At 55.2% G+C, this 12,526-nt stretch carries 9 protein-coding genes; 5 read left to right on the top strand and 4 right to left on the bottom strand.

Annotated elements, in window-relative coordinates; all coding sequences use genetic code 11:
- Positions 1 to 30: 30 nt before the first annotated feature.
- From B2R17_RS16985 to B2R17_RS16975, 3 genes are all read right to left on the bottom strand, one after another.
- A complete protein-coding gene (locus B2R17_RS16985) occupies positions 31 to 1,395 on the bottom strand; it encodes a Gfo/Idh/MocA family protein (RefSeq protein ID WP_286764923.1) in 1,365 nt (454 codons plus the stop codon).
- Between the two features lie 119 nt (positions 1,396 to 1,514).
- Positions 1,515 to 2,357: a hypothetical protein gene (locus B2R17_RS16980; RefSeq protein WP_414707347.1), complete on the bottom strand. Its 843-nt coding sequence runs from the start codon at positions 2,355 to 2,357 to the stop codon at positions 1,515 to 1,517.
- 445 nt (positions 2,358 to 2,802) lie between these two features.
- The gene (locus tag B2R17_RS16975) at positions 2,803 to 4,023 is read right to left on the bottom strand and encodes a M14 family metallopeptidase (RefSeq protein ID WP_286764921.1); all 1,221 of its coding nucleotides are present in this window, start codon (positions 4,021 to 4,023) and stop codon (positions 2,803 to 2,805) included.
- Positions 4,024 to 4,594: 571 nt separating this feature from the next.
- Here B2R17_RS16975 and B2R17_RS16970 point away from each other — a divergent pair.
- Complete coding sequence (locus B2R17_RS16970; RefSeq protein ID WP_286764947.1) at positions 4,595 to 6,841, top strand: PQQ-binding-like beta-propeller repeat protein; 2,247 nt, start codon at positions 4,595 to 4,597, stop codon at positions 6,839 to 6,841.
- A gap of 71 nt (positions 6,842 to 6,912) precedes the next feature.
- On the top strand, positions 6,913 to 8,256 hold the full coding sequence (locus B2R17_RS16965) for an MFS transporter (protein WP_286764920.1): 1,344 nt from the start codon (positions 6,913 to 6,915) through the stop codon (positions 8,254 to 8,256).
- Positions 8,257 to 8,303: 47 nt separating this feature from the next.
- Here B2R17_RS16965 and B2R17_RS16960 read toward each other — a convergent pair whose 3' ends face one another.
- Positions 8,304 to 8,705, bottom strand: a complete 402-nt coding sequence (locus tag B2R17_RS16960) for a hypothetical protein (RefSeq protein WP_286764919.1) — start codon at positions 8,703 to 8,705, stop codon at positions 8,304 to 8,306.
- Between the two features lie 104 nt (positions 8,706 to 8,809).
- Here B2R17_RS16960 and B2R17_RS16955 point away from each other — a divergent pair, with 104 nt between their 5' ends.
- The 3 genes from B2R17_RS16955 to B2R17_RS16945 all read left to right on the top strand — a co-directional run bounded on the left by B2R17_RS16955 (position 8,810) and on the right by B2R17_RS16945 (position 12,357).
- A complete protein-coding gene (locus tag B2R17_RS16955) occupies positions 8,810 to 9,763 on the top strand; it encodes a two-component system sensor histidine kinase NtrB (protein ID WP_286764918.1) in 954 nt (317 codons plus the stop codon).
- Entirely contained in the window at positions 9,760 to 11,205 is a 1,446-nt protein-coding gene (locus tag B2R17_RS16950) for a sigma-54-dependent transcriptional regulator (RefSeq protein ID WP_286764917.1), read from the top strand. Before B2R17_RS16955 ends, B2R17_RS16950 begins: the two co-directional genes overlap by 4 nt.
- An 84-nt stretch (positions 11,206 to 11,289) precedes the next feature.
- Positions 11,290 to 12,357: an alpha/beta hydrolase gene (locus B2R17_RS16945; RefSeq protein WP_286764916.1), complete on the top strand. Its 1,068-nt coding sequence runs from the start codon at positions 11,290 to 11,292 to the stop codon at positions 12,355 to 12,357.
- The last annotated feature ends 169 nt before the right edge of the window (positions 12,358 to 12,526 follow it).

Here is a 12,526-nt window from a genome sequence, read left to right as displayed (position 1 = left end):
AGGCTGGAAGCCTATGCCACACTTTCTGCTTTAGCTGAGCGACCAGCCTTCGCGTGGTTCCCGAGCGATGAAGGGGGCTGCTTCGGGGCATCCCACGCATTCCATCTTGTCCCGATCCCAGGTGATCTTCTTGCCGACTCGGTAGGCAACATTGCCGAGATGGTTGGCTTCGGTCAGCGGTCCGGCATAGCTGAACGGGCTGGCTGTTTCTCCTTCGCCCAAACACGCTCGAACCCATTGTTCGTGGTGTCCGGGTGATTCGGGCACGAAGGGGGCCGGCGGTTCAAAATCGACAAAAGAATCCTCGGGCAGCAGCACATGTTTTCCATAGTCGGATAGCAACATACCTTTGTTGCCAATGAACAAGACGCCGCTGTCCCAACGTGGAATCTCACCACGCTGCCAGATTTCAGGTTTGTCCGTTCCTTGGTACCAGGAGACCGTCACCGGACCGCGATCTCCGCGTTGAGGGTACTCGTACTTTGCCGACATGGATGCTGGTGCGATCTCGGGGTGAACCGGAGGGCCGAACGCCTCCACGGTGGTCGGTGCGTCGAGTTCCAACGCCCAGAACGGAAGGTCGTTCCAGTGGCTGCCGAGATCCGACATTGTTCCGCCTGCGAAATCCCACCAGCGATACCAGCGTGGTCCGGGGAAGTAGACCGAATGGTAAGGACGGACCGGTGCGGGCCCTAACCAAAGATCCCAGTCGACGTGATCCGGTGGTGTCATGGCGTCGGTTGGACGCGAATCCACGTGCAGAAGATCGCGGTGTTTCTTGGCGGCGGCTTCGGACTGCAAGCCCCAGGCTCGGTTCACCCACACGTGAGCCTCGTTGACGTCGCCGATCGCGCCGCTTTGGATCAATTCCACGACGCGATGGTAATTGTCGCCGGCGTGTATCTGAGTTCCCATTTGGGTGACGACGCCGGCTCGCTCCGCCGCTTCGGCAATCTTTCGCGTTTCGTCGATGTTGTACGCCAAAGGCTTTTCGCAGTAGACGTGCTTGCCAAGTTGCAACGCTGGCATCGTCGCAAACGCATGCGTGTGTTCGGTGGTGCTGACAACGACACCGTCGATGTCGTTGCCCACGATGTCGTATAGTTTGCGGAAATCTCGAAAAGCCCTGGCCTTCGGATGTCGCTGGATGGCCTGATTGGTGAATCGCGTGTCAACATCGCAAACGGCAACAACATCGACCAATCCCGTTTGCTCCATCGTTCGCAGGTTGGCACCGCCTCGTCCACCAACGCCGATGGCGGCGATCTTCAGGCGATCGTTGGCGGAAGATCGGGCCGGATCTTGAGCAGGTGATACGTTGCCGAGGCCGGCCGCAGCCAACGCGGTGCCGCCTACCAAAATGTCACGTCGATTTGGAAGTTGCTTGTTGGACATCGTTCACCTGGGCATTCAGTGAGTGACGAGCGGAAAGCAACGATCCTAATGCAGCGAGCAATGGCAAGGGGCAAGTGCTCCGCTGATTGAACCCGCTTTTGAAAAATCCTTTTCTTGGGTCACTCTTGGATTTGAAAGCCTTCTGCTTCACTTGGTTGTGCCGAAAGGATCTTGCCGCTGCAACCGTTTTCTTTGTCGCAGTGGCCGCTGGCGACGAGCAATCGTCCGTCCGCGAGTCCCTCAATGCCGAGCGAACAGTTGAGCTCGTGTCGTCCTTTCATCTGAAAGTCGGCGTCGGTCACAAGAGTGACGGCCGGCGATCCATAGCATCCAAACCACCAGCGATTGTGGGCAAAGGTTGCGGATTGGATTCCCAGGTGAGTGTGTCCGCTCGCGACGACGTGCTTTTTTACGAATTGGAACTCGTTATCGTATTCGTACACATAGTTATCCTCGACTGAATCAGGCAATCCACCGACGACGTAGAAGTGGCCGTCTCGGTGTCCGATGCCCCCTGCCCCGTGAAAGACTTCTTGCGTTTCGTGCCGAGCAATCTCTTTGAGTGATTCTGCATCGTAGACATAGACCCATGAGTCTGCGTTGCCCGCGGGATCGTTGAATTTACCGAGATTGACTGCGACATAGATCTTGCCGTCGCGGAAGCAGAGATCGCCGTGATGGTTCGCGACGGGGATCTTCTTGAGTACTTTTCCGTCGTGGTCTGTTTTGACCAGTGTGGTGGTGAACGACCAATAGACGGATGCCGCATCAGCGCAAACGCCTTGCAAGTGGTGAGGGTAGGTTCCTTCGCATGTCACTTGAAATGGTTCCGCAGTGAAAGCGGATTGGTTGCCTGAGGAATCCGCGTCTTGTGCGACCAGTGAGCTCGCAAGGATGAGGCTCGAGAGAACGAGCAAGCTGGCGAAGAATCTGGATTGGTGATTCAATTGATTGCAAAGCATGGTGGAAGTGTCTGTCGAGAAACATGGCTGTGTTGAACGGAGGGCCAAAGGCAAGCCTTTGATGGCGCGGCATGCAAACATTCTTCGACAAGATTTCATAAAAGAAGAGGTTGCCCTGCTGAGGAACGTTCGGTCGATCGTTGTCGTGAATGGCTTCGCCGTCGCAGCGTCGGATTGGCGGAGAGATCCTTGAGCACCGTTGATCGGATTAGTTTCGTATGAGAGGAGATTAGTGTTTGGCGCAGCCTGTTTTTGGGGAACACTAATCTTCGCTAATTGCACACTGATCGATGCCACGGAACGATCCAAAAAACACAGTTATTCTGACGTGCATTGATTTCTTGAAGCTTGGAATGATCGAGGCTTTTCATCCATCAAAACTGTCTTGGCCTTGGGCAGAACGCATTCGGTGAGATGACGACTTCAGAGATCCTGCTATCGCCGTCTAGCGAGAAACGGTTGGTGAAAGGTTGGCTTTGCGAGCAAGAAGGATTTTCATCATTTCCTCCGCGGATCCGATGGCGATTTTTCGAATGCGTTCTCGGTCGGTTTCGTCTCCGAATTCATAAGTCACCGCGTGAATGCCAAGCTCTCTCGCCACCCAAGCTTTGCTGGTGCTGCGATGAGCGTTGTGCCCGTCGTCTCGCAACATGGTCGAGTCACCCATCCGCCCATTCAGCGATTTCAGCCATTCTGCGGTGAAGCCCTCGGGGAACAGTTTGGTCTGTTTCGGAACGGTGTAGAAGACTTCGTTGTAGGTACTATGAAAATCTAGAAACAACCACAACCGTTTTTCTTGTTCTCCGCGAAGGCGAACCAAGTCGTCGCGAATGGATCGTGTTTCAGGTTCTTGGAATGTCAGCCAGTCTCGGTTGAGGTCGACCCCGTTGGCATTGGATCGCCAGTAACCCCTGGCCACGCCATCAGGATTGGCAATCGGAATGCCGACGGTCAGGAACTCCGCTCGGTAGCGTTTGGCCAGTTCGGTATCACTGCACAACGCCTCGATGAAGTGCATCATTCCAATGGTGCCAGTGACTTCCGGCGGATGCTGACGCGAAAGTGCGTAGATGACCTCTTTGCTGTCGGGGTTGCCGATCGCGAGTCGATGAATCGGACGGTCTTGAACGGATCGACCCGCGAGCGACGACTCGACGAATGGAAATTGTGCCAGCGTGTCGACCCAAGCCGCGATGTCTTTGTTGCCAACCAGTTCTTGTCCGGCGACCCACAGGACTTGGTTGTTGACCGGCAAACGCAACGTGACTTCTTGGCCACCGGGATGACGAGCGACGATCAGGTGTTCGGCGGATTGCCACTCGACGCGATTGTGACTGATCTTAGGTTCATAGCGATGTGAGCCGCCTTCGTAGCGAAGCCGCACGTTGATATGTCGTGGGTTGGTTGAGTGAACCCGGAAGGCGTACCACGCGCTGTCGTTGATCGGTTCTTTTTCAGGGCGAATCAAAATCTCAAAGTCATCGCCGCCGAGTTCCACCAATTGGTCAATTTTGCCGCCCGCGAAATCCGTTTCGAAGCTGACGACTTTGTCCTGCGATTGGAACCTCACCGCAGGCGAAGGTTCTGGTGCCGGATCCGCATACAAAAGCGGAAAACGGCCGATGAGCAGACACGCGGCGCAAAGAAAGAAGGTTGTTAGACGCACGGGAGACTCAGCAATGAGGTGGAGGGCACCGAAGGTGGGCCGAGCGAGCTCGGTTGTAGGAGTGAATCGAGCGTTTCGCCGATTTGTCCTGAGGTGGGAGTTGGTCTGTGCGAATCCGTGGCGGGTTGCGTCGCAAGCGATGTACCGAGCGAAACATCACAACCACTGAGACCAGCCATCTCAGTCCACCTAGATCGGGTGCGCCGGTCAGAGGTGCGGATTCACATCATTCCATCTCAACACTTTAATCGGAAAACGACCTGGGAACGAAGTATGTCAATTGAGCGTCGGACCAAGTGGAAACAAACTTTCCAGCGTGTGGCAAGGATCTTTCCGATAGGGAGGCCAAATCAACGGCCTGCTTTCCATTGCACCCTAGAAAAAGTTTGGATTGCGTGGTCCATATGAGTGAAAGACGGCTCGGGATCCGCGTTTGCTGAGCGGTTTTGAATTAGCCGTCCTGCTTTGGTCTGGGAAGTGCGATCTGAGCACCATGCAATTTCTCGCGAGTGATGTCGGCTCAGTCTTTCCGGAGCGACTCGGCGGGAACATTGGTTTCTGTGTTGGAAATGTGCGAGTGAAAACGTTGTCGTTGCGAATCGGCCTGTTGTCGGTGTGGCTGTGCTTGCTTGTTGTTGGTGAATCGGCGGTGACGATAGCTGACGAGTTGGATTGGGCTAATTGGCGTGGTCCGTTTCAAAATGGGACCTCGCACGAAACTGGATTGATTGATCGCTTCGATCCCAAAGGCGGTTCGGGAAGCAACGTGCGTTGGAAGAGCCAGATTGCTTCGGGGATTTCCACCCCAATCGTCATGGACGGACGTGTGTTCACGATCGTGCGCGACCAGCCGGGAACGTCCAACGACGCCGAGAAGGTGATCGCCTTGGATGCTGATTCGGGTGAGTTGCTGTGGGAGAACGTGTACAACGTTTTTCTGTCGGATCTGCCGGCGGAACGCGTAGGCTGGTCAAACGTTTGCGGCGATCCAGAACTAAATCGAGTGTATGCGCTCGGAGCATGTTGTCTGCTGCAGTCGATCGACGCGACAACGGGCGAGACCGTTTGGTCTCGATCGCTTAGTGAAGAGTTCGGCATGCTTAGCACCTATGGTGGCCGAACAAATACGCCGGTGATCTATGAAAACCTGGTCATCATCAGTGGAGTGACCACCGGATGGGATGCAACCGCTCGCCCCGCTCATCGCTTCTTTGCATTTGACAAGCAAGCCGGCACTCTGGTTTGGAGCGTGAGCACTCGTCCGTTGCCAGAAGACACCACCTTCAGCACACCCATCATTGCAGTCATTGGTGGACAGCCTGTTATGGTCGCCGGAAGCGGTGACGGAAACGTGTATGGTATTCAACCTCGCACAGGAAGGATTCTGTGGCGCGAAGCCGTCTCGCGGCGAGGGATCAACACGTCCGTCGCAGTGGACACGGAAGGCAACGTCTATGCGACACATGGGGAAGAGAACCCCGAAGGTACCGCGATGGGAGCGGTTGTTCGAATTGATGCGACCCACGCCTCATTGGAATCTGCTTCCGCAGAAGTTTGGCGAACCGAAGAGATCATGTGCGGCAAGAGTTCGCCTTTGTTGGTCGGCGATCGATTGTACGTTGTCGAAGATTCTTCTCGTTTGCGGGTGTTAAGCCGCGAAACGGGAGAAGAGATTTGCCCACCCGTGAAATTGGGAACGGCGATGCGTGGAAGTTTGTTGCACGCCGATGGCAAAATCTATGGTTGCACGTCGCAAGGTGTCTTTCATGTGCTGAAGCCAACCGAGGAAGGGATTGAATCGGTTTTTAAAGTTCGCTTGCCTCGCGGTCATGAAGTGGGGGGATCGCCCATTGCATCGCACGGCCGAATTTATCTGCCGACGACTGGTGGACTGTTCTGCTTGGAGAATGAAAACGATGCAGAACCGAATTCGGTCGCAGCGGTGATCGTGTCAACTCCAGGGGAAGAGTCCGAGTTGCCGGTCAGCGACGATCCTGAGATCGCTCATTTGCAACTCATTCCCGCCGAAGCAATGGTTCGTCCCGGAGACGTGATTTCGTACGAAGTGGTCGCGTTCAATTCGCGAGGGCAGCAATTGGGATTGCCACTTGATTCCGTGACGTTCGAAGCGGAAGGACCTGGGGACGTCGGTCGTAACGGGGGGTTTCAGACGGATGCCCAAATGCAACACACCGCAGTCACCGTGAATGCCCGCGTGGGCGAATTGCTGGCTACCTCACGGGTTCGCGTGGTGCCGTCGTTACCGTGGTCCTTCGATTTCTCAAATGGCGAAGTCCCGATCACTTGGGTAGGTGCACGTTACCGACATGAGGTTCGTTACGTGGATGGCGAACCAGTGATCGCAAAGGTTTCAACAATCCCCAAGGGAACTCGCAGCCAAGCATGGTTCGGTCCAACGGACCTGCACGACTACACCATCACCGCGGATGTGAAAGCTCAATCGGGGACGAACAAGTTGCCTGATATGGGAGTCATTGCTCAGCGTTATGTGTTGGACCTGATGGGCGAATCTCAAAAGCTTCAGATCCGAACCTGGGCGGCTCAGTTGCGAATGGCTCAGAGTGTTCCGGTGAAGTGGAAAGCGGGAGTTTGGTACACGCTGAAATTGCAAGCGAGTTCGGAGGATGGCAAAGCAATTCTGAAGGGCAAGGTTTGGCCTCGCGAAGAAGCGGAACCTGACGCCTGGACGTTGACGGCGATCGACGAGGCTCCCAACCGCAATGGCAGCCCAGGATTGTTTGGCAACGCCACCAATGCCGAGTACTTCATCGACAACGTGACCGTGCGAGAGAACTGAGGTTCTTGTCCGCATTCAGGTTTGTCACGTCTTTTGCCTGTTCCGTTTCTCCTTCGCGATTCATCGGTCCGTTGTCTCATTCGTCTATTGCCTCGTCGCCATCGAAAGCCACCATCGCCATTGTTTGCTTCATCGCAGCGATTGGGTTTGCTTTTGATATTTATGAACTGTTGATGTTGCCGCTGATCCTGCGGCCTGCTCTGCAGGAACTCGGTGGGATTTCGCCCGGCACACCTGAGTTCGAATATTGGCGTGGCATGCTGTTCTTTGTTCCCGCAATGGTGGGCGGGATCTTTGGTTTGTTTGGTGGTTACCTCACTGATCTGTGGGGACGGCGACGTGTGTTGACCTACAGCATTTTGTTGTACGCTTTCGCGGCTCTGACCAGCGGCTTCGTGACTTCCATCGGGATGCTGTTGTTTTTGCGATGTTTGGTGTTCGTGGGCGTTTGCGTGGAGTTCGTTGCGGCGGTCGCCTGGGTGGCAGAGTTGTTTTCCAATATCAAGCATCGCGAAGCGGCGTTGGGATACACACAAGCGTTCTCGTCTGTCGGTGGTTTGCTGGTCACGGCCGCGAATTATTTGGCGATTCAGTATGCTAGTTCGTTGCCTGAAATCGCGGGCGGCCACGAGGCGTGGCGTTACACGGTTGTCTCCGGTGTCATTCCCGCAATTCCGTTGATCTTGATTCGTCCGTTTCTTCCTGAGTCACCTCAGTGGGCGGCCAAGAAGGCGGCGGGCACGTTGCAGCGTCCCAGCATCGCGGCTCTGTTCGCACCAAATCTGCGTCGGACAACGATCATCACGACGTTGATGTTCGCGTGCAGTTATGGTGCGGCGTTTGGAGCGTTGCAACAAGTTCCGTCGATCGTGCCGGGTCTACCTCAGGTGCGTTCTCAGACCGATGATTTGCCGGTGCCTGCGGCGAAGAAGATTGAGCAAGAAACCGCGGCAACGGTCAACGGCTACCAAGAGATCGGCGGCTTGCTGGGACGCTTTGTGCTGGCGGCGCTAGCAGTTGCGATTGTGAGTCGGCGTTGGTTGCTGCGATTGTTCCAGTGGCCTGGTTTAGTGATCGTTCCATTGGTGTTCTTCTTTCCGGCACGCGACAATTTGGAGTTGCTGAAGTGGGGAATTCTTTTGTGTGGTTTCTTCACAGTGGCCCAGTTCAGTTTTTGGGGCAACTATCTGCCGCGAGCTTTCCCGTTGCATCTTCGCGGGACAGGCGAGAGTTTTGCTGCGAACATTGGAGGCCGGATGATCGGGACTTCGTTCGCCGCCGTCACCGCTTGGCTGACGACGATGTTGCCTTCGGGTAGCACCGCGATTGCGGCAGCTTGCGTGGCATTGTTTGTCTATTTGGCCGGATCGGTGCTGTCTTTCTGGTTGCCGGAGCCATTGGCGGAAGAAGCCTAAGAAAGGGCAAGTCAGAGCGGATGTCCAGCGATCCGTCTTCAGCTTTCTTAAGGCAAGCGTCCCTCGGGAATACACTTCTTTGGGACCAAGCCTTCGAGCGTGATCAGACATTCGCGATAGCGAGTCGCGACCGGGTACTTTGACTCGAGGATCGCTGATTCTGAAAGCAATTCATAGGCTTTCACGAAGTGGTTGGCTGTGGCTTGCGTCCAGGATTGTTCTGCCAGTTCTTTCGCGTGAGCAGCGTCGTCTTCGACTTGCCGCAGCCACTCGGCCGCGTCTCGCCAGCACGCGGCCTCCTCGCCTCGCAGGGCTCGTGCGGCCAGCAAGGCTTGTCGGCTGCTGAGACTGCAAAGATTTAGCTTTCGCGAGCCGAATGCGGTTTCCCAGCAACAGCCGACCCAGCTCGTTTGTGCTGAATCGATGGTTTGTCGCAATGATTCCGACATTCTAAAAGCTTGGGGAAAGACGAGACTCGCTTGATACCATCGGACGATCGCCAACATACAATTGGCAACGCGGAGCCGTTGATTGCAAACGGCGTTCCCGCGTCGTGTTCCGTCCACTCCCAGTAGCTGTCATTCGCAACCGCCTGTTTCTGATCTCGTTTGTCATTGCTCTAGCAACCAACCTGGTTCTGCTTGGGGTGGCGTTCGCCCATGGTTCGTCTTGGGGCGGCTATCTTTTGATGTTGGTGTTGCTCATCGCCTTGGGATGGAGTCGTTGTTACGAAACTCGGCCATCGAAGCCGATGCCTCCGCCCGAAACGTTGGTGCTCTCACAGATCGAGCGACGGCGTCAACGACTCGAATCGCTCGGAACGCTTGCCAGTGGAATTGCTCATGATCTGAACAATTTACTGACTCCTATTTTGATGAGCGGCAAGATGCTGCAACGCGACACGCCGAACGTGGATCGTGCAGCATTGGTGGATACGATTGTCAGCGGTGCCAGTCGCGGGGCGGATTTGATCGCTCAGTTGCTTACATTCGCGAGAGGTGGCGATGGCGTTCCGTCGCGAATTCAATTGAGTGAGTTGCTGCCGGAAATCTCGCGCATTCTGGAACGTACGGTGGGAGACGAGATCAAGGTGGTGCTGGACGTGCAGCCTGATTTGCCAGAGGTGATTGGTGATGAAACGGAACTCAGCCAGGTCGTGATGAATTTGGCCATCAACGGCCGTGATGCGATGGACGGTGACGGGCAGCTGACTATCCGAGCGAAATCATGGGAGCTCACCCACGAGCAATCGTTTTCTTACACTGTTTTGCCACCGAGGAGTTACGCAATGGTAAGTGTGATGGATACCGGACGTGGCATTGAGGATGCAATTCGAGACCGCATCTTTGAGCCTTTCTTTTCGACGAAGCAACGTGGCCACGGAACGGGACTGGGGCTGAGCACCACCATTGGTATCATCAAAAGCCACGGTGGAGCCATTGAAGTGGACTCGGTTCTTGGGGAAGGCACCACAATCAATGTCATCCTACCGATTGCGACTTCATGAACGAGTGCAGAACCCTGCTGGTTGTCGACGACGACCCACTTATTTTGCAGTGCATGCAGTTGTGTTTGCCTGCACCAGACTATCGCGTGTTGACGGCGACGACCGCTGCCAAGGGGCTGGAGTTGTTTCGTGAGATGGACCCCGATGCGGTGTTGCTGGACATCCAATTACCGGATCAATCTGGTCTCGCGCTGATTCATGAATTTCGCGAAATGGATCGTCGGGTACCGGTGATCTTGATGACGGGGCATGGAACCGCCGAGACCGCGATCACGGCGATCAGTGGCGGCGCTTTCGAGTACGTTACGAAGCCGTTTGAACCCGATGCGATTCTTCCGCTGATTGATTCGGCACTTGAGACCAGCCGGATGGCTCGACGTCCCGCGGAATTGCCAACCGATTCCGGACAACCGCCAAATCGTTCCGAGAAAACTGCGGCTGATCTAATTCTCGGCAGTTGCCCAGCAATGGTCGATGTGTTTCGAAGCATCGGCCGGGTGGCATCTCGCGATGCGGCGGTGCTGATCTTGGGTGAAACCGGAACGGGCAAGGAAGTGGTGGCTCGGGCGATTTACCAACACAGCCAACGACACGATCAAGTCTTTCACGCGATCAACTGCGCTGCGATTCCGGAAGCATTGCTCGAGAGTGAGTTGTTCGGTCATGAACGAGGTTCGTTCACGGGAGCCGATCAACGAAGGATTGGTAAATTCGAAATCTGCAACGGAGGCACGTTGTTTCTCGATGAGATCGGAGACATGACGCCGGTGATGCAAACCAAACTGCTGCGTGTGTTGCAGGAGAAGGAGTTTGAAAGGGTCGGCGGAAGCAAGCCGATCAAGACCGATGTTCGAATCCTGGCCGCGACAAATCGCGATTTGGAGTCGGCGATGGCAGATGGATCGTTCCGTAGCGATCTGTTTTATCGTTTGAACGAATTCACAATTGAGTTGCCACCGCTACGTGATCGTGGGGAGGATGTCGCTCGGATGGCGAAGCACTTCTTTTCGCTGTTCGCTGAACAACTCGGCAAGGACTTGTTTTCCATTGCACCTGAAACGATGCAGCGGTTGGAGGCTCATTCATGGCCGGGCAACGTTCGAGAATTGCAGGGCATCGTGAAGCAAACGCTTCTCAAAGCGAGTGGTCCAGTCATCGTTCCCGCATTTTTGCCAAGCGGGTTTGGGGATTCCGCCAATCTAGGAAACGATGTGGAGATTTCCAACGGATGGGAAACCGAATTGGCTGAAGAAACCAACCGGCGGCTCGCTCTGGGCAGCTTCACGGTTTCGGAAGACATTCACAGCGCGGTCGACCGAATCTTGATTCGCGAAGTGATGAAAGCGACGGGGAACAATCTCAGTGAAGCGAGTTTGCGACTGGGGATCAGTCGTCCGACGCTTCGTAGTCGGATGAAGCACTTGCGGTTCACGCCTGAGTGATGGGCACATTGAACAACGCGTTGGTTAGAATGGTCGCTTCTTCGGATTCCCTCCCCTTCCCCACAATTCTCCACGGCCCACCTCATGCAGAACGTTTACCGCTTTTCGTTGTCATCCTTGGCGTGGATGCTTGCCCCAGTCGCTTGTCTTGGATTCACCAGCGGGGCCGCATTGGCTGACGACCAAGCGGCTTCGCCTCTGAAGAACGGACGCATCGTCATCGGGCCTGAGTATGAGGTGGCTCCCGAGTTGAAGGATCAGGGAGCCCCCAAGGGCAAGCAGTTTGAATTCGCGATGCCGCTGTCGGAAAGCAAGATTTTCGACGGCACGGATTCGACATTGGATCCGCGAAAGGATGTTCGCAAGCAACGCAAAATCGTGGTCTATGTTCCTGCCGCCTACCAAGACGGGACCGCAGCGCCGTTCCTTGTGATGCATGATGGGCCGAGTCGGTTGAATTTGGTTCGCAACGCACTGGACAACATGACGATATCGAAGGATCCAAATCGTCGGCTTCCGGCCTTCATTGCGATCGCGGTTCAAAACGGTGGCAACGACAGCAAAGGCAGCCAGCGCGGTTTGGAATACGACACGATGTCCGACCGATTGGCTCGGTTCATTCAGTTGGAAGTGTTGCCTGCTGTGGAAAGCCATCCTGAAATTCGTGCGGCCTACCCGAATTTCAAACTGACGGATGACCCGTGGGGACGTGGCGTGATGGGGTGCAGCAGTGGCGGTGCCGCGGCACTGACGATGGGTTGGTTCCGCCCGGAATGGTTTCGTCGTTTGATCACGTACTCAGGAACATTCGTGGATCAACAGGACGATGATGCTCCTGAGGAAGCGGAGTACCCGCTGGGTGCTTGGGAGTATCACTCGAGCATGAAGCTGATCGAAAACAGCGAGAAGAAGCCCCTTCGCATCTTCACTCACGTGGCGGAGAACGACAATCGAGCCAACGATCCCGAGTCGACTTATCACAACTGGGTGATGGCGAACGAGCGAACCGCGGATGCTCTGGAAGCCAAAGGCTATGAGTATCGCTACGTGTTCTCAAAGGCGACGCGGCACTGCGATCGCAAGGTCTTTGAAGCGACTTTGGCCGATACGCTTGCTTGGATGTGGTATGGCTACGAGGCGGATGCGAAGTAGCAGACAACGCGGGCGGATAATTGAAAAAGTTAAATTGACAATTGAAAAATGCAAATTGGTATCGGCCTCTCCGTCACCAGAGTTGGTGGAGAGGTGAAGGCGAATTGGCGTGTGCGAGTAAAACAGCGAATGCCAGAGTCTCGAACACTTAGAACCTATCCGAGAACCG

Source organism: Rhodopirellula sp. UBA1907, from assembly GCF_002337565.1.
In the GTDB taxonomy this organism is placed as follows: Bacteria; Planctomycetota; Planctomycetia; order Pirellulales; family Pirellulaceae; genus Rhodopirellula; species Rhodopirellula europaea.
The sequence above is the reverse complement of the archived record's forward strand: the minus strand, read 5'-3'. Positions and strand labels throughout refer to the sequence as shown.